The sequence below is a fragment of the Heminiphilus faecis genome, assembly GCF_008728965.1.
GTDB classification, from domain to species: domain Bacteria; phylum Bacteroidota; class Bacteroidia; order Bacteroidales; family Muribaculaceae; genus Muribaculum; species Muribaculum faecis.
Window position 1 is genome coordinate 1 of the sequence record NZ_VSMC01000034.1, and the last position, 24,233, is coordinate 24,233.

The following is a 24,233-nucleotide window of genomic DNA, read 5'->3' on the forward strand; positions in this document are numbered from 1 at the left end:
CCATTGAAAATGCAAATAAGATAATTAGAAAATATATCCCTAAGAAATCAAATTTTGACGACTTCTCTGATAAGAGAATAATGGAAATACAAAAGAAATTGAACCGCAGACCACGAGAGAAAATAAATTTTGATACACCTAAGGCGCGTTTTTTCGCACTCGTTGGATAAATTTGCATTTGCTGTTGGACTCTACACACCAACGCACCCGGTTGAATATCTGCAAATTCTCTTACAGTTTTTTGTTGATTAGCGGATAATGTCTATCTTTGCGAATAGGCTCGTTATTGCGGGCTTATGTATTTTGCTCTGCCGCAGGGTATGAGCGTGACATTTGTAAATGAAGCGTTTTTGCTTTATCCTTCATTCTGAAATCGCCAAAACTTCACACGTGGGACAAAGCAGTCAAGGGACGCTCATGCGTGTCGTATATCCACTCCCCGACACGGGGGTATCGATATCCGATATAGCGTGGGAGTGGGCTGTTTATTACGTGTAAGGCGTTTGGCGATGCCGAGAATGAGATAAACTGAACTGCGTCTCACGCTTCTCGTTTTAATTAACCGATTATTATAACAGCCAAGGTCAGGGACGCAATCGTGGCAAAAAACACAATGCGTTATGGCAAGGAGTATAAGCGTATTTGTGGCGATGCTGATATTGCCACTGATGACCTGTTGGGCTTTCGGAGCCAAGAAGATCACAATCAATGTGTTGCCCGAGACGGCAAAGATTTATGTCGACGGAGCTATGGTGGCCAATGGCCAGTACACTGTAAAGTTTGACCGCAAGACCGACTTTTACATAATAAAAGTGGAGGCTCCGGGCTACATTACCCGCACTTATCGTCTTAACAAAAACAATCCTAAGAATACTGTATTGTATACATTGCCCGAGGATGAGGCCGAGATGGCTTCTTCCGGCGGATCGGATGACGGCGGTCTCGACTTGGCCGGACGATGGTTTGACGTGACATGTCGCAAGGGCCTCTCGGAAGATGTCGTGTGGAAGCGCCTGATGAATATCGCCACTCAGTATTTTGACAACGTAGAGGTCCGCGACAAGGCGGCCGGATGGATAAAGACCGGTTGGTCCACTACGAAGTTCACCAATCAGACCGTGAGAACTCGTATGGAGGTGCGCATATCGTTTACTGAGGAAAATGACTTGACCTACCGTGTGAGGATTTCATCGGAAATAAAAGATAACGATTGCCGTGGTTCGCAGTGCTACATGCGTTATGACAGGGTGCTGCACCGTTTTGATCCCCTTGTTCAGGAGCTACAGACTTCAGTCGGCGGAGGTGAATGACAACTGAAACCGTATTATTAATCAGAAAAATAGATTTGTTATGAAACTTATTGAATGTTTTGCGGTTGCCGCCGTGTTTTTATCACCTCTCGCATCATATGGCCAGACGGTACTTACCGATTACAAAACCGTGCGCATGGATGACGGATTGGCCGAATGGACTGAGTTTGACGAAAAGGAGGGCAAGGCCATCATCAAAGGCGAATACATCGAGATCGAGTCGCGCGCCGACGACTATTACGCCGCTTCTTATGCCGAACTTCCGGTAAACTTGTCAGATGCCGGTTTTGTCGTCAATGCCGATCTTTTGCCCGCGTCGATCGATGACAAGCATATGTTCGGCATGATGTTTGATGTCAAGGGCAACAGCCGTTTTCAGGCTATATTGTTTAACAAGAAGCAATACTACGTGATAAGCTGCGACAAAGGCGAGATGACGGTTGACAAAAAGGGTCTTTATAAGGTGCAGAAAAATCCCAAAATCATACAGTTTGGCGGCTTTCAACACATCGGTGACATCACTCCGCTTGTCGACAACTCCAAACTCATGTCAGTGACTATGGTCTATGACCACGGTACAGCCACATTTTTTCTGAACGGCCTTGAAATCACGTCAGTGAAAAACGTGCAGATAGAGTATCCTGCGTTTGGATTTTTCACCGACGGCAAGTCAAAATTGAAAGGCTACGGCTTCACTTACAGCCTCCTGATGTCAGATGACGACGAAGAAGAGCAGTGATATGTGCCATATCCGTCATAAGGAATTATAGCACCGGCGACCATGCGGGGCCTGTAGCCTGTCCACGGCGTACAGTTCCAAGCCCCGTATGGCCCTCCGCGGCGTGAATGACAGGCATGGCCCTGCGGCCATATGGACGGAGCGCGCCATTGTTGCCGCCCGGCATAGGTCCGCTTTAATATTTTTTGGCGGAAATACAGCTCCGGTTACAATAAAATTCATTACCTTAGCGATGACGATAACAGACTTATCGTTTTAAATGAGTCCATAACCAACATTAATTGACCGATATGAATAATCAGCATCGCTATTGTGTGATTATGTGCGGTGGTATAGGAAGCCGCTTCTGGCCTTACAGCCGTACGGAATGCCCAAAACAGTTTATCGACTTTTTCGGCACCGGACGCTCGCTGCTGCAGATGAGCTATGACCGTATACTGCCTGTGGTACCGAAAGAAAACATCATAGTGGTAACCAATGACATGTATGCCCCTCTCGTAAAGGAGCAGCTTCCGGAGCTGACCGACTCTCAGATACTGCTTGAGCCGGCGCGCCGCAATACGGCGCCATGTATAGCTTGGGCCGCATGCCACATACAGGCATTGGACCCGAAGGCGTCCATGATTGTGACGCCGAGCGATCATCTGATCACCCGCGAGTCGGAATTTGTAAAGTCGATTGAGGCCGGTTTTAATTTCGTCGAGAATCATGATGCCCTCCTCACTCTGGGCATAAAACCGACACGCCCCGAGACAGGCTACGGATACATACAAATCGGACAGCCTTTCGAAGGCGATATACTTAAGGTAAAGACCTTTACCGAAAAGCCCGATATAGACCTCGCCAAGGTGTTTGTTGACAGCGGCGAGTTTTTCTGGAACTCCGGTATATTTCTTTGGAGCGCGGAGGCTATTCTTAAGGCGCTGCACTCTTATGCTGCCGACCTTATGTCGACGTTTGACAAGGGCGCTGCTGACTTCGGCACTCCGGCCGAGTCTGAGTTCATCAGGCGTGAGTTTCCGGGCTGTGTCAACATATCCATCGACTATGCCGTCATGGAGCAGGCGTCTAACGTATATGTAGAGTGTGTCGACTTCGGCTGGAACGACCTCGGCACATGGAGCGCCCTTTATGACAATTCGCCCAAAAACCGCGAGGCCAACGTAACTCAGAACTGCCGTGTGCTCGCTTACAACTCTACAGGCAATATCTTTGCCGTGCGCGGCGACAAGCTCGTGGTGGTCAACGGATTGAAAGACTATATAGTGGCCGATGCCGGTGATGTGCTTCTCGTGTGTCCCAAGGCCGACGAGCAGACCATCAAGCAGTATGTCAACGATGTGAAACTCGCTTACGGCGATAAATTTCTCTGATCCAGCTATATAGTATGCCTGAAGAAATCAAGTTGCCTCACCCGGCCAATCCCCGGGTGCCCGCTCCCCAGTTTCCGTTTCGTCATATGTTGCCCCTGCAGATGAGGTTCAATGACTTCGACATGCTCGGGCATCTTAACAATGCCGTATACATACAGTTTTTCGATCTCGGCAAAAGTTCTTATTTTCAGGATGTACTGCCGCAGGCCGTCGATTGGAAGCATATAAATATAGTCGTGGTCAACATCAATTGCGACTACTATGCACCGACTTATATACACGAGTCTGTGGCGGTGGTCACAACCGTGACCCGCATGGGCGAAAAAAGCTTCTCGCTTGAGCAGCGCATAGTAAATACGGCTACCGGCGAGGTCAAGTGTGTGGCCCGTACAGTCATGGCCGGCATTGACCTTACCACAGGAAAGTCGGCTCCGATAGCCGAGGAGTGGATCGAGGCCCTGCAACGTTATGAACGGCGCGCTTTATGAGCACCGTATATGTCAGCGATCTTGACGGTACGTTACTTGATGCCGGAAGCCGCCTGTCGGACGAGAGTGCCGCTATAATCAGCGGCCTTACCGCCCGGGGCGCGCTTATCACGGTAGCTACGGCACGCACCCCCGCTACAGTGGAGCCGCTGCTGGCCGACGCACCCACGGCTCTGCCGGCTATAGTCATGACCGGTGCCGCGCTGTGGGACCGCCGACACCGGCGTTATGTCGATACTAAACTGATACCCGTTGATGTAGCCGCCACCGTGCGCGGCATCTGTCAGCGGCATGGTATCCATCCGTTTGTCTACACTCTTGACCGTGGAGATATGCTTGTATATCACAACGGTCCGCTGTCGGTTGATGACCGGCGGTTCATAGAGCAGCGCGACCGCCTTGCCCTGAAGCGCTTTGTGCTCGACGATGAGGCCGGCCTGCGCCTCGACTTGCCCGCTACGGTGCTCCTCTTCGCCATGGGGCCGGTTGACCGCATATTCCCGCTTGCCGACGAACTTAAATCCTGTGTGGACTGCTCCGTGAGCGCGTATATCGACATATTCGGTGTCGATGTCGGCATACTGGAGGTGTTTGCCGCCGGTGTGAGCAAGGCCGATGCGGTGAGCCGTGTGGCCCTCCGAAGCGGTGCCGACAGGGTGGTTGTGTTTGGTGACAATCTCAATGATCTGCCCATGATGGCGGTTGCCGATGTGGCCGTGGCAGTGGATAATGCACTTCCGCAGGTCAAGGCCGCGGCCGATATTGTCATCGGACCCAATACCGACAACTCTGTGGCCCGGTTTATAGAGCAGGATTACGATGGCTGACATATATGACACCCGGCGTTATGGCACTATAGCCTTTATCGTCATCGCACTGTGTGTGGTAGCCGTGTTTCTTTACGTGTCAGACCGCATAGTGTCTGATCTTGCCCGTCAGGAACACGAGCGTATGGAGATATGGGCCGATGCCACAAAGACCGTTATAGGCTATGATGCGGCTGTGGCCGACGGTGATTCCATAGCTCGGCCCGACATGGAGCTTGTGCTCCGCATAATCGAGGGCAACCGCACAATACCGGTGCTTCTTGCCGACGATAATGACGTGATAATACTTCATCGCAATTTTGACCTTCCCGAACCGGTCGACTCGCTGCGTCCTCTTTATATATCGCAGTGTAACTCAGACTTTCTCCACCGGCGCCTTAATGAGTTGAAAGGCACCTCAAACGTGATCCATATCGTCATATCGCCCGGCGTCAGGCAGCATCTGTACTATGAGGACAGCCGCCTGCTGCGGTTGTTGAGCTACTATCCGTATGTACAGATACTTGTCATGCTTATATTTGTGGCTACGGTGTACTACGCCGTGACCTCAACCAAAAAAGCCGAGCAGAACAAGGTGTGGATAGGCCTGTCCAAAGAGACAGCCCACCAGCTCGGCACACCCATATCGTCGCTTATGGCTTGGATGGAGCTGTTGCCGTCGCTTGGCGTTGACCCCGACACGGTAGGCGAGATGGACAAGGATGTGAAGCGGCTCTCCATGATAGCCTCGCGCTTCGGCAAGATAGGGTCGAGGACGAGCATGGAGCCTGTCGACCTCAACGAGGTTGTCAGGCGCGCTGTCAACTATATGTCTACACGGATATCAAGCGGTGTGGCCCTTACATTGCATACAAGCACATCGCCGCTTCAGGTAGGGCTCTCGTCATCGCTCTTTGAGTGGGTCATGGAAAATCTTATAAAAAATGCGGTGGACGCCATTGACGGTGACGGAAGCATAACCATAACTCTCGGACACGACCGAGGCAATGCCGTGATTGACGTGGCCGACACCGGCAAAGGCATACCGCGTAACCGCTTCAAGACCGTGTTCAATCCCGGCTACACCACCAAGAAAAGAGGCTGGGGCCTCGGCCTCGCACTCGCCCGCCGCATTGTCGAGCAATACCATCACGGCCGCATCGTCATCCTTTCTTCTGATCCACGCCACGGTACCGTCTTCCGCATCACCCTCCCGCTGAAAGACAGATAAGACGTGTATGATTACATTAGTTTATAGCAGATAAAACGCATGTGACCGATGGCAAAGAATAAATTGATGATATTGGATGTACAGCATCCTTTAGGCACATTGACCGATGTCCTTAAATGGTGTGAATACTTGTGCGATGACTATGACATTACACTATTGTGTTTTAAAGGTATTGAGCCTGTAAAAATCAAAGGAGTCAAGGTTGTGGCATTACGATATTTCAAGTCAGGAATTATCAGAAATATGCTTTTTGTGTTTAATGCACTATACTATCTGTCGACTTTCCGTGGTGCGGTATTCATTGTGTATTTCAGGCATTGTGGTATGTTACGACGCTTGTTTGGCAAATTGTCGTTTCATTTGGACATAAGAAGTCTTAGCGTTGATTGTGATGAAAGTGTACGTATACGTGAGAATGATTTTATGAAGCGGGAGTGTGCCCGTTTCGATTCCGTTTCAAGTCTATCGTCAGGCGTTATAAAACAACTCGGGCGTGGCGATATAAAATTATTGCCTATCGGTGCCGATAAAATTTCTACAGTACCCAAAGTATATGGTAAGGATTTGCGGTTGTTATACGTAGGTACATTTCTTGGACGACATTTAGAGCATACATTGGAGGGAATGGCCATATTCAGAAAGCGCAATCCTGATGCAGTTGTTACTTATGATATTGTCGGTGGTGGAGAACCTTGCGATGACGCTTTCATCAAGAGGAGCATCGATGATTTTGGACTGCATGACTCGGTAGTGCTTCACGGGCCGGTACCTCATGGTGCGCTTGCGGAGTATTTTGATAGAGCCAATATCGGTGTTTCGTATATTCCGATTACAGATTATTATGACTTTCAGCCTCCCACCAAGACATATGAATACATAAGGTCAGGACTGTATACTATCGCTACAGCGACTTATGAAAACAGGAAATTAATAAAATCCGGAACAGGTACGTTGATAGATGACACACCGGAAGGATTCGCCTACGGTCTTGAATGTTATATGAAAGAGCGAGACAATCTCTCATATGACAATATTTCCGGAAGTCTTGATGATAGCTCGTGGAAGGTTGTGATTGATCGCTACATGCGCCCTATATTGGACAGCTTTAATCGCTGACCTGCAATGCTATGGTGACGGGCATGCGCTCTATTACGGGGCTGAGTAGATGTCGCACATAGCTGCGGCTCTGCATACCGCACTCCATTGATAATAGCAGTTGCGAACTGTCGGCAAGGCTGAAATCAAGTAAAGATACAAGATTGATATGGCGCGGCAGTTCGACGATGGCGTAAGAGCCGTCCTCCATAAGCCGCTTTAATTTTTCTTCAAATGTATCGGTGTAGAGTTCATCGGTCTGTTGCGGGGAGTTGTCCAATGAGAATGATTCGGCATGCCGGCCTATATTACGTAACGATTGCAGCAATATATCCGTTATGTCGCCGCCGTCCAAGTTGAGATATAGTATTATATTACGTGATGGGGATTTGCGAAGCAGGCTCCTTAAGTTGTCGATTTTGGCAGGCTGTTTGCTAAGGCTGACAGTGCTTTCTTCAAGATTGTAGAAATTAAGGTCACACGGGCGTTTGATGCGTCCTCGGCTCATTATATAAAATACCCGGATGGTGGGCAACAGCAGTGCCAGCAGAATAGCCGCGCTGTATATGATAATTTTATGTGAGTCGGAGCCTTCGCAATATGCTTCCTGAAATACAAATCCGAGTGTTGCCGATGAATAGCGGTTCAGCACGGCATTTTCACGACGTTCGAGAAGAAATGTATATAGCTCGTTTTTCAACTTCTGGTCGCGCAGCAGAGTTATGTACTCCCGTTCATGGGAGGGAAGCTGTTTTATTCTGCCGGCTACCGCTCCGCTTGTTTTTTTATGAGATGATATTATAAGGTCAGAGGCTTTTATCTGCTCGGTCATGGCCGCTTTTATGTCTTCACGGAGCGATGTCAGCTGACTGTCAAGCGATTTAAGCGCGCGGTTCTCGCCTTTAGCGGAGCGGGTAAGTTCGCGACGCTTCAATATGTTTTCGTTATATCGTTCGATCATTGAGCCGGCGCTGTTTTCAATACTGAGGCCCGATACGACGGGTAGCGGCGTATTGTCGGCCGAGCCGTTGTCGAGCAGGTCAAATACACTTTCGTAATAATTGCGGGCAGTGGCAAGTTCGGCTATTTCCTGTCGTGAGGCGAATTCATTCTCGACAAGCAAGGATGCTTCATCCTCAATGGCTATAAGGTCGTGGGAGCGTTTGAAACGTTCAATCTCTTTTTCAGCCGTGGCAAGTTCATTGAATAGCGATGCTATGCGTTCGTCGTAAAACTTGATTTCCAAGTCGGCGTTGTCCCACTTTCGGCGCAGTCGTTTGTTGTTATACTCGGCCATTATACAGTTCAGTATATTTATACCGAGTCGTTTGTTGGGGTATACAAGTTCCAGTCCGAGAGCGTCCGATACACGTCCGGCGAGTTCGATGTCAACCGTTTCATCAAGGTCGAGAGCGCAGTTCTCGTATCCAGACATGGCTACATTGAGTTTTTTGCCTTTAAATCCGGTTTTGCCGTTCGCGGCGATATGGAAGGTTCCCTCCGGTGTTTCAAGTGTGTAGGGAAGCGCCACATTCTTCGCATCAGCTATATTTGTTTTAAAGAAGCGTCCTTTGCTTAACGACAGGTCGGCTTTGCCGTCATGCAGCTCAACCTTCAGGTTGAAGTTGTATGACAGTGTGTCAAACAGTTCTTGCGGTGCGCTTACCGATACGGGAGCTTCGTCGGGAGCGAGCATTATTCTTTTCAATCCGCTCCGGTAAGTGTATGTGCAGTTCAGACCGAGCAATTTAACGACCCTTAATTTCAGATCGTATGACGAAAGCAGTAATTTTTCATTTTCTACCGATGAGGTTCCGAAAGAGCCTATGGAAAAGACTCTCATCAGTGAAGTCATGCCGGTCGATGCTTGCGGAATGTCGTTGGCCGGCTCCTCGATGAGCATGGCAGAGTGAATATTGTATTGGGGCATGCGGACAGCGCAGTATACGGCAGCCATAGCCATTATGATAATGAATGACGCGATGTAAACCGGTCGGTTATCTTTGACTGTACTGAAAAAACGTCTTAGGTCCAGCTCGTTATTCTTAATCTTTTCCATGAAAAACTGATGTTTTGTGCCCTGTGCGGATCTGACTCCCATATGCGCTGAGCTTCGCCGCATAACATGCCGAGCAGAAGCATGCATTGCATGCCGGTTGTTTGCACAAATGTTGTGGCGGCTATGCTTTCAATAAGGATAAATGCTATGATGCTTACGCCTATGGCGTAATGGTACCGATAAGTATTGCCGTCTATGCAAAGGTAATATTTTATTTTAGAATAAATATATAACCAAAATGCTATGAACAGGATGACACCTATTATGCCGAACTGTGCGAGACTCGGATAAAATGTGTCGCAGATGAAGTCAGGCATGTGCTCAGACAATCCGTATACGGTGTTTATGCCGTACTCATGGTATACTTCGGAATAGTGCTCGCCCGACATGAACGAGCCGAATGATGCGAGTCCTGTGCCGAATGGCACATGGTCGAGCAATATCTTATAGCCGGTTATATAGAGAACGGGCCTTGCGTACGAGTCGATTATGCTAAGATCATAGACGCCCGTGCCCCCTGTTAAAAAGTAATAGTCGAGTTTATGCCATGCCACTATGATGACGCCTATGGCAGTTGCGGTTCCGGTTATTATATATTTTACAGGGAGGCCACGGTGTGCGCCGGGACGGAATATGAATAGAAAGAACACGGCTATAATATATATGCCGTAGTATTTGGAACGCGTGCAACCGAGCCCTGCCGTAAGCATGATTATGGTTACGATAAGGTCGTGACGCGCTACATGTCCTTTGTCGCTGATACTGCAATACAGGTATATCATGGCCGATATGAAAAGCCCTATGCCTGTGTAGGCTATGTGTAATACTTTGGCATGTATGGCTTCATGGCCGGCTATAAGCACAATGACAATAAACAATGACGCTATTACGGTCAATGCTTTGAAAATAGCCTTATCGATATAGGTGAAGCGTGGTCTTACTGCATACATTACCGTAAATGGTATAAACGGCTTCAACTGTATGATCCAATCGCTGACAACGGCCACGGTAGTGTTGTATTTAAGAAATATAAGCGAGTAGAGCAAATAGAATGTAAGTATGCCCGATATGATCCACAGGAGTTTATAATATCGCCAGTTGCGGTTGGCTATGCAGTCTACCACCGCAACGGCCAAGAATGAAAAGGATATGAGTTCGTCAACGAATTTGATATGTTTTATGCCCGGAAGCATGAAAATGAAACCGAACATAAAAAGCCATATACATATTCGATCGATACGTAACATGCAGGTGTTTTGTTACTTGATGAAGAGGGCGATGCAGAGTGAGGCGACGACGGATACGGCGCTGACTACAGCGCTGACTACGGATAGCTTGTAGGAGTTGTTCTGGTTGTACTTGGAGTTGTCGTGGCGTATTTTGTTGGGCTCCACGTAGATGACGTCGTTCTGCTGTAGGTAGAAGTAGGGCGACGACAGGGTGGCGGCATCGTTGAGGTTGAGGTGATGGAAGTGCTTCTGGCCGTTTTCCTCACGTATGAGCAGTATGTTCTCGCGTTCGCCGTAGGGGGTGAGGTCGCCTGCGGCTGCGAGAGCGTCAAGCAGCGAGTAGCGTTCGGTGTCGACCTCGATTGTGCCCGGCCGGGCCACTTCGCCAAGTACGTTGACCTTGAAGTTGACGAGTTGTACTTTCACATAAGGGTCTTCTACGGTCTCGCTTACCTTTTTGGCGATTATCGAGGCTATCTGTGCGGTGGTGAGTCCTCCTACGTGCAGTGTGCCGAGACCCGGGAAGTTGATGTCGCCGGCTTTGTCGACGAGGTATGTTATCTGCGACTGCTGCGAGGGGGTGCCGACGTTGCCACGTACGGCGGGATTGACCGTGGGCAGGTTGAACTCGGCAGTGGCTTCGGGCACGAGTGAACTTACCACGATAAAGAGCTCGTCGTCTGGTATGACCTTTATATCGTAATCGGCTGACGAGAGTGTGCCCGACTGCTCTCCTTTCAGGTCCTCGAAATATGTGAGCGACGTACGAGAGGAGGTGCACGACACCATGAGCGTCATGATAAACAGAAAGAACGATATATTGTTGAAACGCGACATAGCACTCATGTGATTTTATTTATTAACGTCAGCAGTGAAGCGGTTATTGTATTTCTCACTCTTTGGGTTCAGGCCATGGACTGCGACTGCCATGCATACTGGGCATCGTGTATTTTGCGGCTGCGCAGACGGTATACGATGTTGCGCAGCGGGCGCCACATGATGAAGAAAGGCGCCGACAGCAGAAAGCGTTTTGAACCGAGACACTTGGCGGCACTGTTCCATATCATCATCATCGGAAGCCACAATGACAAGGCGCTTATGGCGCATAGCGCGAGCGATACCGGATTGAGCGGCTCCACAGCGACGGCGGCAACGGTAAGTCCTAACCATATCCAGAGCAGCAGCGACAGAGTGCCGTAAAACAGGTGCTGTCCGCGTCCGGCAAAACGTGATGTGAAGTCGTAGCGCATCTTTTTGTAGCGGTACACTTTCTCGGGTCTGTCGCCGGTAACGGTGGATATTACCTGTGCGTCGGGAGCGAGAACAACTGCGGTGTTGCCGGTTGTGGAGGCTTCATATACAAAGAGGTCATCATCGCCGTAGTGCAAGTTGAGCGAGTTGCTGAATCCTTTCATCCTGAAAAAAGTGTCGCGGCGATAGGCGAGGTTGTCGCCGTCGCCCCGGTATGTCTTGCCGGCAAGGGCAGAGGCAAGGTAGTATACGCTGTCTATGAGGCGGTCATGGCGGCGTCCGCGTGCTCCGCGCGCGGTGTCTATGTCATTGTCAGGAGCGGCGTATCCGATCACAATCTCTGTGGCCGGGTCGGTAAACGGGGCTGCCATAAGCCGGAGCCAGTTGTCGGAGTGTACACGAGTGTCGGCGGTGACGTTTATGATGCAGTCGCCTGCCGCGGCCTTTATGCCTAACGTTAGAGCGAGTTTCTTGCGCGACAGATTGCGCGTGTCTCGCGGTGTGAATGTGTGGTACAACCGCGGAACATCTTCTGTCGACATGCGGTTGAGCAGTCCTTCGGTAGCATCGTCTTTGCCGTCGTTTACTACTATTATGTCGAATTTTCCGGGATAATTCTGGCGTCGGAGCTGCGGTATAAGCTCTTCAAGCCCCTTGGCATTGTTGAACGAGTACACGATGACCGATACGGACGGATAGGTGATGCGGTCGGGCAATCCTGCGTCGGATTGACGCTTTACACAGCGAGGCACCGATATCAAGCGGCGTCTGTAGACCGCTATAGTCACGAGCGCCAATATGAGTGAGGCGCATGCGAGCGCCAGTGCAAGCCAGTTATCGGGAGTAATGTATCGTGTCAATGTAATGGTCAGTTTTTAAATATAATGCAAAATTACAAAAACCTTTTGGTATCGCGGTCAGTCGCGGTTGTCTAAAAGTTCCCGGAGCATTTCGTCCGGTCTTTTACCGAGTCGGGGATGTACCCAGTGAGGGGCGAGTTCCGCCATGGGGAGCAGCACAAACCGGCGCAGGTGCATGGCAGGGTGGGGCAGAGTGAGGCGGTCGCTGTCGCGGATCTCGGAGTCGACTGCTATGAGGTCGATGTCGATGTAGCGGTCGATGTAGTTGCCGAGGCTGTCGCGGTGCGATGACGGACATATGCCGTGCTCTATCTCCAGCAGGGCGTCAAGGAGTTGCTCGGGAGTGCAATCCACGTTGAGCGCAATACCTACATTAATGAAGCGCGATGTAGAAGTGAAACCCCACGGTTCGCTTTCGACGGTTCGTGATACAGCGGCCTCTGTTCCGGCCCAATGCTCAATCAGGGCCACCGCCTGCTTTATAAGCTTTTCGCGGTCGCCCTGATTGGATCCTATGTTTATGTAGGCGGTTGACATGGCCGTTTAGCCGTAAGTCGAGCCTGCATTAAAGCTGTTTTTTGACTTCGACCTGCTCAAAGGCTTCTATCATGTCGCCCTCCTGAAGGTCGTTGTAGCCCGCTATGCTAAGACCGCAGTCGTAGCCTGTGAGTACTTCCTTGACGTCATCCTTGAAGCGTTTTAGCGAACCGAGGTCGCCGGTGTAGCGTACTATGCCGTCGCGTATGAGGCGTACCTTGCATGAGCGCTTGATCTTGCCTTCGCGCACGATGGCTCCGGCGATGGTGCCCACTTTGGATATGTGGTAGGTCTGGAGCACTTCGGCCGTACCCACGACTTCTTCCTTGAACTCCGGAGCGAGCATACCCTCCATGGCGTCTTTGACCTCTTCGATGGCCTGATAGATGACGGAGTAGAGTCGGATTTCGACACCTTCGTGCTCGGCTGCACGGCGTGCGGCCTGTGAGGGACGTACTTGGAAGCCGATTATGATGGCGTCGGATGCGGCTGCGAGTGTGACGTCGCTCTCCGATATGGCACCTACGGCCTTGTGCAGTACGTTGACCTGCACCTCTTCGGTCGACAGCTTGATGAGCGAGTCGGACAGAGCCTCGATAGAGCCGTCAACGTCACCCTTGACGATGATGTTGAGCTCATGGAAGTTGCCTATGGCACGGCGGCGTCCGATTTCCTCGAGGGTAGTGCGCTTGTTGGTGCGCAGACCGAGTTCGCGTTGGAGTTGCTCGCGCTTGTTGGCTATTTCGCGTGCCTCCTGCTCTGTCTCCATGACATTAAATGTGTCGCCTGCGGTGGGGGCACCGTTAAGTCCGAGTATGAGGGCCGGAGTTGCGGGGCCCGCTTCCTTGATGCGCTGGTTGCGCTCATTGAACATGGCCTTTATTTTTCCGAAATGTGTACCGGCAAGTATTATGTCGCCCACATGGAGTGTGCCGTTCTGAACAAGTATGTTGGCTACGTAGCCGCGACCCTTGTCGAGCGACGACTCGACGATTGAGCCTGTGGCGGCGCGGTTGGGGTTGGCTTTCAGCTCGAGCATTTCGGCTTCGAGCAGCACTTTCTCCATAAGTTCGTTGACGCCGATGCCTTTCTTGGCCGATATGTCCTGTGACTGGTATTTTCCGCCCCATTCCTCAACGAGATAGTTCATCTGCGCGAGCTCCTCCTTGATTTTGTCGGGATTGGCTGTAGGCTTGTCTATCTTGTTGATGGCAAATACGATGGGTACACCCGCAGCCGATGCATGGTTGATGGCCTCGACGGTCTGCGGCATGACGTTGTCGTCAGCTGCCACTATGATGATACATAGGTCGGTAACCTTGGCTCCGCGGGCACGCATGGCGGTAAACGCTTCGTGACCGGGGGTGTCCAAGAAGGTTATGCGGCGTCCGTCCTCGAGTTTGACATTGTAGGCGCCGATATGCTGGGTTATGCCTCCTGCTTCGCCGGCTATGACGTTGGCATTGCGTATGTAGTCGAGCAATGATGTCTTACCGTGGTCCACATGGCCCATGACGGTGACTATCGGCGGACGTGTCTGAAGGTCCTCCTCGTTGTCTTCCACCTGCTGGATGGCTTCAACCACTTCGGCCGATACATACTCGGTCTTGTAGCCGAATTCTTCGGCGACGATATTGATGGTCTCGGCATCAAGGCGCTGGTTGATAGACACCATGACTCCGAGGTTCATACAGGTGGCTATGACGTTATTGATGGGTACATCCATCATGACGGCCAAGTCATTGGCGGTGACAAACTCGGTGAGTTTGAGCACTTTGCTCTCGGCAGCTTCCATTTCGGCCGCTTCACGCTCGCGCGACTGGAAAGCCTCGCGTTTTTCCTTGCGCCATTTTACGCCCTTTTTCTGGCCTTTGTCCTTGTTTATGAGGCGCGCCAAAGTCTCCTTTACCTGCTTTTGTACGTCCTCTTCGCTTACTTCGGTATGTATCTGGCGTTTGTTGCGGTCTTTGTTTTTGCCGGCGCTGCGGTCATGACGCTGCTGATTGCCGTTGTTGTTATTGTTGCCGCTTCGTTCTCCGCCACGCGAAGGCTGTTGGTTTGACGTTTTTTCGATGTCGACCTTCTCTTTGCCTATGCGACGGCGCTTTTTGCGGTCGCCCGACTGTGCTGTACCTGCCTGACCGGCGGCACCTTGTCCGCTCTTGGCAAGGCGTTCGTTGCGGCGCTCCTCTTTTGTCTTTTTCTTGGGGCGTGTTTGCTGGTTTATGGCTGATAAGTCTATTTTGCCTATGACGTTGAGCTGCGGTCCTGCGGGCAGACTTGAGGGGCTGAATATCTCCTCCTCTTTCTTGGGAGCCGGTTCCTGCGCTTTGGGCGTGGGCTTTTCGGCGGCCTGCGGTGCCTGACGGTCAGTTTTCGGCTTCTCCTGCGCCACCGGAGCCTTGGGTGCTGATTTTTCCTCGGGCTTCACTTTTGGAGGCTCGGGCTTTTTCACTTCCTGCGCTTTGGGCGCGGGTTTTTCAGCGGCCTGCGGTGCCGGTGTAGCCTGACGTTCGGTCTTTGGCTTCTCTTCGGCCACCGGAGCCTTGGGTGCGGGTTTCTCTTCGGTCTTCACTTTGGGTGGCTCGGGCTGTTTCACTTCCTGAGGTTTGGGAGCCTCGGGCTTTTCAGGCGCGGGAGTCGGCTTGACTTCCGGCTCTGCCGCCGTGGGCTGTTGAGGAGCTTCTTTTTTGGAGTGAGATTTCTTGGCGTCCAGATCTATATGGCCCACTACCGTAGGTCGTACCATCGGCTCGATTTTGATCTCTTCGGGTTTGCTGTCGGCCGGTGTCGCGGGACGCTTTTCTTTCTGGCGAACGGAGGAGAGTTTCTCCGACTTACTCTTCTCGGCCTTGTCATCACTGTATTGCGCTATGAGCATGTCATAGGCCGCCTCATCGATGCGTGAATTGGGATTCATATCGATGTTGATGCCCTTGGACTGCAGGAAGTCTATGACTGTCGGCAATGCAATGTTGAGGTCTTTCGCTACTTTACTTATCTTTATTTTCGCCATATATTGAATTAGGGGATGTCGTTGTTAGTCTTCAAATTCCGCCTTTAGGATAGCGATGACATTGTCAACCGTGTCTTCCTCAAGGTCGGCTTTCTCGATGAGAAGGTCGCGCGGCATGGCCAATACGTTTTTGGCGGTGACGCAGCCTATGTTTTTAAGAGCGTCGATGACCCAACTGTCGATTTCGTCCTTGAACTCGTCGAGATAGATGTCGTCGTTGTATTCCTCGCCGGTATCGCGGTATACGTCGATTACGTAGCCTGTGAGTTTTGACGCGAGTTTGATGTTGAGCGCGCCTTTACCGATGGCCAGAGGCACCTCTTCGGGGCGCAGAAATACTTCGGCCCGCTTTTCGTCGGGGTTGAGCCTTATCGACGATACCTTGGCGGGGCTCAGCGCACGCTGGATAAACAACTCGGGATTGGACGTGTAGTTGATGACGTCGATATTTTCGTTGCGCAGCTCACGTACTATGCCGTGTATACGCGAGCCCTTGACGCCTACACATGCACCCACCGGGTCGATGCGGTCGTCATAGCTCTCCACGGCTATCTTGGCGCGCTCGCCCGGTATGCGGGCCACGGCGCGTATGTTGATCAGGCCGTCGTGTATCTCCGGCACTTCAAGTTCAAAGAGGCGGCGCAGGAAGTCGTCGCTTGTGCGCGACACGCTGATGCGTATGTTGTTGTTCTTGTTGTCCACGCGCTGTATGACGGCACGTACTGTCTCGCCCTTGCGGAAGTAGTCGCCCGGTATCGACTCGCTCTTGGGCAGCAGAAGCTCATTCTCTTCGCTGTCGATGAGCAGGGTCTCCTTGCTCCATGTCTGATATACCTCTCCCGACACGAGTTCGCCTTCATGACCCTTGAACTGCGAGTAGATGGCCTCTTTCTGCAGGTCGAGTATCTTGGACTGGAGGGTCTGGCGCAAGTTGAGGATAGCTCTGCGTCCGAACTTCTCGAATATTATCTCACGCGTATGCTCTTCGCCTATCTCCACATCGGGGTTCTGGTCGGCGCGGGCGTCGCTGAGCGATATCTGTGTCGAAGGGTTGGTGACCTCTCCGTCAGGCACAACCTCGAGATTCTGGAATATCTGCACGTCGCCCTTGTCGGGGTTCATGATAACGTCAAGATTCTCGTCGGTGCCAAACATCTTGGCAAGGACGTTGCGAAACGACTCTTCCAGTACGGATATCATCGTCGTCTTGTCGATATGCTTAAGTTCCTTAAATTCGGCAAATCTTTCCACCATATTGGTGGATTCCTCTTTCTTGGCCATAATGGGTTAAAGTCTTTATTATTTGAAGTCTATTAAATATATAACGTGTTTGGTGTCTGCCATCTTCATAGTCTCCGGCTCTTCCACTTCGACTGGTCGCTTCTTGCCGGGCTCCTTCACTTTCTTGGCTATGGCTATTGTAAAGTCGTCATCGCCCACAGAGATGAGTGTACCTTTCAGTTTCCGGCCGTCTTTAGTGAGCACCTCGACTTTATTGCCGATGTTTTTCTCGTACTGGCCTTTTACCTTGAAAGGCGAGGTCAGCCCCGCCGACCCTACTTCGAGGCTATAATCCTCTTTGTCGCGGTCAAAGACTTCCTCGATCCTGCGGGTGATGGCGGCGCAGGTGTCTATGTCGATGCCCTCGGGACTGTCGAGCTCGACCACAATGGCGTTGTCAGCGCCTATCGTGATGTCGACGATAAAAATGTCGGTGTCTTTTATCGACTCGGCTACTGTCTGGGCAAGGAGTTCTTTGTCAATCATTGTTGATGAATTCGGTTTAGTTATACAAACAAAGGGGACTGCCGCCCCCTCATGCTGTGGAATCTTCTGCAAAGATACAATTTTTTTGCGCATTATCCAAGTATATGCACCGTGTGCGCCGCGCGGCTTGTAGGTCTGGCGGTGTTATTTGCACGACATTTAGCTAAATTTAAGTATATTTAACTTATTGGCCTTGTCTGGATATGTATTTTCGGGCGAGGAGCGATGTGAGCGCTGACGTTATCAGGCCTGTGAGCGCCACAAGCACTATCACCGCAAGCAGGTCGGGTATCTCGACTCTTACGGGATATACGTCGATTGACATGGCTTCGTGGTTGCCGCCGAGCTTTATGAAGCCGCCCCATTGCTGGGCCAGACACAGGATGACTCCTGTTATTATGCCCGATACTCCGCCGAGAAGCGACACAAGCCATCCTTCCAGTATGAATATGCGCGTTATCGTCTTGCGCGGGGCGCCCATGGCATACATGGTGTGTATGTTGTCCTCCTTCTCGATTATGAGCATCGACATCGTTGATATGATGTTGAACGAGGCTATGATCAGTATGAATGCCAGTAGGAAAAAGGTGATCCATTTCTCGACCTCGATCATCTTGAACGATTGGTCCTGTTGTCTTACGCGGTTTTTTACGTCAAAGCCGTCGCCCAAGGCTTCGGCTATCCTGTGGCCCGTTCGGTCTGTGTCGGCTCCGTCGCTCACTTTTATCTCTATGGCAGTGGCTTCGCGTTCGTAATCGAGAAGTTGCCGGGCGGCCGACAGCGGTATGAGCACGAGGTCTGTGTCAAACTCGGCCTGCTCTGTCTGAAACACTCCCCCTACGAGAAGCGAGTCGCTGCGGAATGCCGCTGCGGGATTGGCCGGATTGATGCGCCCCGTGCGCCGCGGCACATTGAGCGTCAGCGCCCTCATGACTCCCGGATGAGCCTGCAGTCCTATGGCCGCGCCCACGCTTAAGGTGGCGAAGTCGCCGTATTCACTGTCGGTGAGCAGAAAAGTGCCGTCCTCTTTTATGGTGCTTCGCAGCTGGGTTATCGTGTCGAATGCCTCTGTCACTCCTTTCATGAGTACAGGCATCTGCCGGTCGCCGTATATGGCCAGAGCGTGCTCCTCGATTGTCGGGGCTGCCGCGGTCACACCCTCTATGGCTCCTATTACCCGCAGCAGTGAATCGGGTGAGGCTATTGTCTTGCCTTCGGTGCTCTCTACGCGCAGGTCGGGTGCGAGTTGCGATATTTTGGCGGTGGCGAGGTCGGTGAAGCCGTTGAACACCGACAGCACGCACACTATGGCCATCGTGGCCACCGCCACTCCGATGATCGATATCGTGGATATGACGTTGACCGCGTTGTGGGTCTTTTTGGAAAACAGATAGCGCAGGGCTACTCGCAGGGTGAACATCGGGCGGCTTGCTTCGGGCTTATGACTTCAGCAGGTTGTCGATATTTTCAAGATAGTCGAGCGAGTCGTCGAGGTAGAAGGCCAGTTCCGGGGTCTTGCGCAGCTGATAGCGCACCCGCTGTGCGAGTTCATAGCGGATGGTTTTGGCGCTGTGGTTGATGCTTTCGAGCATCTCCGCGCCCTTGTCTGATGGAAATACCGACAGATAGGCTCGGGCCGTGCTCAGGTCGGGCGACACTCTTACGGCGCTTACCGATATTATGACTCCGTGGGTCTTGGCGGTTTGCTGACGAAATATTTCGCTTAGCTCCTTCTGAAGCAGACGGGCTATTTTTGCTTGACGGGTTGTTTCCATAATCGTTTTGTTTTAGGTCGATGTATATTGTATTAACACCGGAGCTTTCGCAAAGTTACTAATTATTTCTTATATATTATGGTGAGCCCGTCGCGCAGGGGTATCATCACTTTCTCCACGCGGGGGTCAGAGGCTACATGGTCGTTGAATTCGAGTATGCCGGCGGTCTGGGCGTCATGGCTTCCGTCGGTGACTTTGCCGTACCACAGGGTGTTGTCTGCTATGATGAAGCCTCCCTGTCTTACATGCGGCATGACGGCCTCGTAATACTCTGTGTAGCGGCGCTTGTTGGCGTCGATAAATACCAAGTCCCACTCTCCTCCTATGGCCGGCAGTATCTCGGAGGCGTCGCCGATGTGCAGATGTATGCGTCCTCCGCACGGGCTTTCGTCGATATGCGAGAGTATGAACTCCTCGAGTTCGTCGTTGATTTCTATTGTGTGGATTTCGGTGCCCTCTTCCATGCCTTCGGCGAGACATAGCGCCGAGTAGCCGGTGAATGTGCCTAGTTCGAGCACGCGCTTGGGCTTTATCATGCGTGTGAGCATTTTGAGCAGGCGTCCCTGAAGATGACCCGAGCACATGTTGGCGTACAGGCATGTCACATGTGTGTCGCGGTTCAGTTTCTTCAGGTGGTCGGGCTCCGGATCTATATGGCCGAGTATGTACTCTTCAAGTGTGGGCTGCATGGACTGAAGTGTTATACCAGCTCGAGGTTGGGCAGGTTGAATGACTGATAGTTGTCCATGATCTCGCCTACGCGGTTGATTTCAAGAAACGAGGTTCCGTGGCCCGCTCCGAAAGCTCCGCCCAAGTAGGCTATGCGGTCTTGGCGTGTGAGGCGCCCGCTGTCTATGAGGTGTTCGAGGGCGTTCTTTATATAGCCTCGCGAAGAGCCCATGCTGTGCTGGTACACGGCGAGCACTCCGTAGGAGAGCGCCAAGAGTCTTACCACATGGTCGTGATAGCATATGGCGAGGGTGGGGTAGCTGCCGCGGTATGACGATATGTATCGGGCGGTGCGGCCGGTGTAGCTGTCGGTGATGATGGCGCGGGTGCCGAGTATTTTGGACGAAGCCACCGCCTGCCGCGACAGAAACGATGTTACCTCGGCTTCTATGGCCGGTGTCACGTAGGAGTTTACAAGCGATTTCTCGACCTCGGCGGCCACACGCGTCATGGTGGCTATGGCCTCTATCGGGTATTTGCCGTAGGCGGTCTCGCCGCTAAGCATGAGTGCGTCGGTGTGCTGGTTGACGGCGTTGGCTATGTCGCTGACTTCCGCGCGGGTAGGACGGGGGTTGTTGATCATTGAGTGCAGCATCTGGGTGGCTACTATGACCGGTTTATGGCGCATTATGCACTTGTTGATGAGGGTGTGCTGGATGCCCGGTATGCGTTCGGCCGGCACCTCGATGCCGAGGTCGCCGCGCGCTATCATGATGCCGTATGAGGCGTCAAGTATCTCGTCGAAGTTGTCGATGCCCTCCTGATTCTCTATTTTGGATATGATTTTGATAGGGCTGTCATGGGCGTCGAGTATCTCTTGTATGTCGTGGACATCGCGGGCGCTTCGTACAAACGAGTGGGCTATGAAGTCGATGCCGAGGTCTATGGCGTAGCCTATATTGGTGCGGTCGCGCTCCGTGAGCGAGGGCAGCGTTATGCTGGCTCCCGGTATGTTTACGCTCTTGCGTGAGCCGAGTTGGCCTCCGTTCTGCGCGGTGGCTGTTATGCTGTAGCCGTCTATGCTGTCTATGAGGAAGTCTATCTCTCCGTCGTCTATGAGGAAGTGGTTGCCGGCCTTGACGTCGTTTGCTATGTTGGAGTAGCTCAGGTATATCGTGTCGCGGGTGGTGATGCCGCCGGGGTCGCCTGTGAAAGTCACTTTGTCGCCCGGAGCAAACTCTATGGGCATGTCGTCGAGGTTGGTTGTGGTGCGTATCTCGGGACCTTTGGTGTCCATGAGTATGGCTATGGATGGCGACACGGCCCTCACGTTTTCTATTATTTTGCGGAATCCGTCGAGCTGAAGATGGGCCGAATTCATTCTCACCACATTCAGGCCGTTGTCGTAAAGGGCCTGTATAAATTCTTTGTCACATCGCTTGTCTGATATTGTAGCGACTATCTTGGTAAACTTCTTCATAATCTTTCTGTAAATTCACAATTTGCAACATGCGGTTTTATATAATGCGCACAATTCTTTATTCACTTTATTCATAAGCGCAAGGCGCTCTCTGTGGCCAGCCTGTAGCTGTCGAGGCCGAAGCCGGCTATTACGCCGCGGCATACTCCCGATATCATCGAGCGGTGTCTTATTTCTTCGCGCGCGTGTACATTACTGATATGTACCTCGATTACCGGAGTATTGATAGCTGCGATGGCGTCGGCTATCGCGAGCGATGTATGGGTGTAGGCCCCTGCGTTAAGTATTATTGCATCGCATCCCGAAAATCCCTTTTCATGGAGCTTGTCTATTATGGCTCCCTCGTGGTTGCTTTGGAAATACTCGATATCCACATCGCTATATTGTCCGCGCAGTTGGGCGAGATAGTCTTCAAAATTGCTGTGGCCGTAGATGTCGGGCTCGCGTACGCCCAGCAGGTTCAGGTTCGGGCCATTTATAATAATGATTTTGGTCGTCATAGTGTCTCGCTTATAGTAAATAAAGTACAAAGTTATGAAAATCCTCTGTTTTATTTGCGTAATATGGGGGATTATCGCTAATTTTACCTCAAGAATTGTTTAATCAAAAGGCTTAGTGCTATGCGTAAGATAATATTGCTTCCCGTAATTATAATGTTGGCTGCAGCCGTGGCGTTTTCGCAGGACAATGCTCCCGAGAAAAAGTATATCGTTGCCGGTGTGGCCTTTTACAATCTCGAAAATCTGTTTGACACCATAAACGACAACGGAAAGTATGACTATGAGTTCACGCCCGAAGGGCCTCGTATGTGGACCTCGGAGCGCTATTGGAAAAAAATAGGCAATCTTTCGCGGGCTATAACCTCGTTGAGTACTCCCGAAACTCCTGTTGGACCTGCCGTGATTGGCATTAGCGAGGTGGAGAATCTCGGTGTTGTCGAAGATCTTGTGTCGGCGGTCGACTCGACTCTGAAAGCTCAGGGCCGCGAGCCGTGGGGGTTGCGTATCGTACATCATGATTCGCCCGACTTGCGGGGCATAGATGTCGCGCTGCTGTACAACCCTCTGTTTTTTGAGGTGGGCAATGTCGTGCCTCACCGCCTTGTCATTCCTGACGACCCCGATTTCATAACCCGCGACCAGCTGTGTGTCTCCGGCTCATTGCTTGATGTTCCTGTCAGTTTTATTGTCAACCATTGGCCGTCGCGACTTGGAGGGCAGGCTGAGTCGAGTCCCTTGCGCGAAGCTGCCGGGCGTCTCTCCAGATGCATTGCCGACTCGCTGTGGAGAGTCAATCCCGATCAGGGCATTGTTATGATGGGTGACCTTAATGATGATCCGTTCGACAAGTCGTGTGCCGAGTCTTTCGGCGCTGTTCGCGATCAGGACAAAGTTACCGCCCACGGATTTTACAATCCATTCTGGTATATTTTGGATAACGGGGTCGGCACCCTTTGCTATAAAGGAGTCTGGAATCTTTTCGACCAGATAATCGTATCGGGCAATCTCGTGCAGGGACTCGACGGACAGCTCCAATACTGGAAGTGTACCGTCATCAACAAGCCATTCCTCCGTACCAAGACCGGAGTTTATAAAAACTATCCCAAGCGCACATACGCCGGCGGTCGATTTCTCAACGGTTACTCCGACCACTTCCCCACCCAGATATTTCTCCTCCGTTCTGTCGACTGACCTCGCGTCCGTCATCGCTCCTCATAAGTCTGATAGGCTCTGTTTCGCGTCGCTTTTCCCGTTGCGTTCTGCGGCGGGCTCGCCGCCGCTTCCCGAGGCCTCGTTCTATTGGACTCATTGGCCTAATTGGTCCTATTAGTCTAATTAGTCTTATTCCCAGTCTGTTACAATTTTATTCGACAAAAACTTGTAAAAATATTTGGAGGATATGTATAAAGTGGCTAACTTTGCACTCGCTTTTGAAAAGGAGCTGCCTCGGGGAGAGCCCCGGAAAAAGGATTAACAAATTTTTTCGCCGAAAAGTTTGCGGGAATGAAAAAGAGGTTGTAACTTTGCAACGCTTTTCCCGGAAGGGCAGGCAAACAAGAACATTGAAATTATTACAATAGACAAGAAGTAGTACAAGAGAAGGGTCATTAACATGACTGCTCTGTCAATTCTGTAACAGCACATAATCCGGCCGGGAGCTTGACGGACCGCACGGTCTCGTGAAAGCAAAAGAAAAAAGACAAACAAACATACCAACAACGGAGAGTTTGATCCTGGCTCAGGATGAACGCTAGCGACAGGCCTAACACATGCAAGTCGAGGGGCAACGGGGATGTTAGCTTGCTAATATCTGCCGGCGACCGGCGCACGGGTGAGTAACGCGTATGCGACCTGCCCGTCACAGGGGGATAATCCGGAGAAATCCGGTCTAATACCGCATGATATCGTGAAGCTGCATGGCTTTGCGATTAAAGGAGCGATCCGGTGACGGATGGGCATGCGTGACATTAGCTAGTCGGCGGGGTAACGGCCCACCGAGGCGACGATGTCTAGGGGTTCTGAGAGGAAGGTCCCCCACACTGGTACTG

Annotated in this window: 21 protein-coding genes, 1 rRNA gene and 1 pseudogene; 10 read left to right on the top strand and 13 right to left on the bottom strand. The window is 51.4% G+C overall.

The window, feature by feature from the left end; all coding sequences use genetic code 11:
- The 8 genes and pseudogenes from FW767_RS13365 to FW767_RS11800 all read left to right on the top strand — a co-directional run.
- Positions 1-170: pseudogene (locus tag FW767_RS13365) on the top strand (IS30 family transposase); the annotation flags it as partial.
- Between the two features lie 450 nt (positions 171-620).
- Positions 621-1,310 (top strand): hypothetical protein, encoded by a 690-nt coding sequence (locus FW767_RS11770; protein WP_147438821.1) that lies wholly within the window; start codon positions 621-623, stop codon positions 1,308-1,310.
- A 40-nt stretch (positions 1,311-1,350) separates the two neighbouring features.
- Entirely contained in the window at positions 1,351-2,049 is a 699-nt protein-coding gene (locus tag FW767_RS11775; protein ID WP_121700232.1) for a hypothetical protein, read from the top strand.
- 290 nt (positions 2,050-2,339) lie between these two features.
- Positions 2,340-3,422: a mannose-1-phosphate guanylyltransferase gene (locus FW767_RS11780; RefSeq protein ID WP_121700233.1), complete on the top strand. Its 1,083-nt coding sequence runs from the start codon at positions 2,340-2,342 to the stop codon at positions 3,420-3,422.
- A gap of 14 nt (positions 3,423-3,436) precedes the next feature.
- On the top strand, positions 3,437-3,910 hold the full coding sequence (locus tag FW767_RS11785; RefSeq protein WP_121700234.1) for an acyl-CoA thioesterase: 474 nt from the start codon (positions 3,437-3,439) through the stop codon (positions 3,908-3,910).
- Positions 3,907-4,737 (top strand): HAD hydrolase family protein, encoded by an 831-nt coding sequence (locus FW767_RS11790; RefSeq protein ID WP_121700235.1) that lies wholly within the window; start codon positions 3,907-3,909, stop codon positions 4,735-4,737. Before FW767_RS11785 ends, FW767_RS11790 begins: the two co-directional genes overlap by 4 nt.
- Positions 4,730-5,947, top strand: a complete 1,218-nt coding sequence (locus tag FW767_RS11795; protein ID WP_121700236.1) for a sensor histidine kinase — start codon at positions 4,730-4,732, stop codon at positions 5,945-5,947. The genes FW767_RS11790 and FW767_RS11795 overlap by 8 nt, the downstream gene beginning before the upstream one ends.
- A 48-nt stretch (positions 5,948-5,995) precedes the next feature.
- Positions 5,996-7,063 carry a glycosyltransferase gene (locus tag FW767_RS11800; protein WP_121700237.1) on the top strand — a complete coding sequence of 356 codons (1,068 nt, stop codon included), beginning with the start codon at positions 5,996-5,998 and terminating at the stop codon, positions 7,061-7,063.
- On the opposite strand, the gene FW767_RS11805 is transcribed toward FW767_RS11800, so the two are convergent.
- The 13 genes from FW767_RS11805 to aroQ all read right to left on the bottom strand — a co-directional run bounded on the left by FW767_RS11805 (position 7,053) and on the right by aroQ (position 22,185).
- The gene (locus tag FW767_RS11805) at positions 7,053-9,101 is read right to left on the bottom strand and encodes a GumC domain-containing protein (protein WP_205523909.1); all 2,049 of its coding nucleotides are present in this window, start codon (positions 9,099-9,101) and stop codon (positions 7,053-7,055) included. The genes FW767_RS11800 and FW767_RS11805 overlap by 11 nt on opposite strands.
- Positions 9,068-10,348: a hypothetical protein gene (locus FW767_RS13185; protein ID WP_205523910.1), complete on the bottom strand. Its 1,281-nt coding sequence runs from the start codon at positions 10,346-10,348 to the stop codon at positions 9,068-9,070. The genes FW767_RS11805 and FW767_RS13185 overlap by 34 nt, the downstream gene beginning before the upstream one ends.
- 12 nt (positions 10,349-10,360) lie before the next feature.
- Positions 10,361-11,176: a polysaccharide biosynthesis/export family protein gene (locus tag FW767_RS11810; RefSeq protein WP_121700239.1), complete on the bottom strand. Its 816-nt coding sequence runs from the start codon at positions 11,174-11,176 to the stop codon at positions 10,361-10,363.
- Positions 11,177-11,235: 59 nt separating this feature from the next.
- Positions 11,236-12,441, bottom strand: a complete 1,206-nt coding sequence (locus FW767_RS11815; protein WP_205523911.1) for a glycosyltransferase — start codon at positions 12,439-12,441, stop codon at positions 11,236-11,238.
- Positions 12,442-12,498: 57 nt separating this feature from the next.
- Positions 12,499-12,978: a 2-amino-4-hydroxy-6-hydroxymethyldihydropteridine diphosphokinase gene (folK, locus tag FW767_RS11820; protein WP_121700241.1), complete on the bottom strand. Its 480-nt coding sequence runs from the start codon at positions 12,976-12,978 to the stop codon at positions 12,499-12,501.
- Between the two features lie 28 nt (positions 12,979-13,006).
- Complete coding sequence (gene infB, locus FW767_RS11825) at positions 13,007-15,994, bottom strand: translation initiation factor IF-2 (RefSeq protein ID WP_121700242.1); 2,988 nt, start codon at positions 15,992-15,994, stop codon at positions 13,007-13,009.
- 24 nt (positions 15,995-16,018) lie between these two features.
- Positions 16,019-17,275, bottom strand: coding sequence for a transcription termination factor NusA (gene nusA / locus FW767_RS11830; RefSeq protein WP_121700243.1), 1,257 nt, complete (start codon positions 17,273-17,275; stop codon positions 16,019-16,021).
- Positions 17,276-17,293: 18 nt separating this feature from the next.
- The gene (gene rimP / locus FW767_RS11835) at positions 17,294-17,761 is read right to left on the bottom strand and encodes a ribosome assembly cofactor RimP (protein ID WP_121700244.1); all 468 of its coding nucleotides are present in this window, start codon (positions 17,759-17,761) and stop codon (positions 17,294-17,296) included.
- Positions 17,762-17,945: 184 nt separating this feature from the next.
- On the bottom strand, positions 17,946-19,181 hold the full coding sequence (locus FW767_RS11840; RefSeq protein ID WP_121700245.1) for an FtsX-like permease family protein: 1,236 nt from the start codon (positions 19,179-19,181) through the stop codon (positions 17,946-17,948).
- Between the two features lie 19 nt (positions 19,182-19,200).
- Positions 19,201-19,536 carry a 30S ribosome-binding factor RbfA gene (rbfA, locus tag FW767_RS11845; RefSeq protein WP_121700246.1) on the bottom strand — a complete coding sequence of 112 codons (336 nt, stop codon included), beginning with the start codon at positions 19,534-19,536 and terminating at the stop codon, positions 19,201-19,203.
- A 62-nt stretch (positions 19,537-19,598) separates the two neighbouring features.
- Entirely contained in the window at positions 19,599-20,225 is a 627-nt protein-coding gene (locus FW767_RS11850) for an O-methyltransferase (RefSeq protein ID WP_121700247.1), read from the bottom strand.
- Between the two features lie 11 nt (positions 20,226-20,236).
- Entirely contained in the window at positions 20,237-21,685 is a 1,449-nt protein-coding gene (gene pyk, locus FW767_RS11855; RefSeq protein ID WP_121700248.1) for a pyruvate kinase, read from the bottom strand.
- A gap of 71 nt (positions 21,686-21,756) precedes the next feature.
- The gene (aroQ, locus tag FW767_RS11860; protein ID WP_121700249.1) at positions 21,757-22,185 is read right to left on the bottom strand and encodes a type II 3-dehydroquinate dehydratase; all 429 of its coding nucleotides are present in this window, start codon (positions 22,183-22,185) and stop codon (positions 21,757-21,759) included.
- Between the two features lie 120 nt (positions 22,186-22,305).
- Between aroQ and FW767_RS11865 the strand changes: the two genes are divergently transcribed.
- Positions 22,306-23,376, top strand: coding sequence for an endonuclease/exonuclease/phosphatase family protein (locus FW767_RS11865; protein WP_235898118.1), 1,071 nt, complete (start codon positions 22,306-22,308; stop codon positions 23,374-23,376).
- 524 nt (positions 23,377-23,900) lie between these two features.
- Positions 23,901-24,233, top strand: a 16S ribosomal RNA gene (locus FW767_RS11870); the annotation flags it as partial.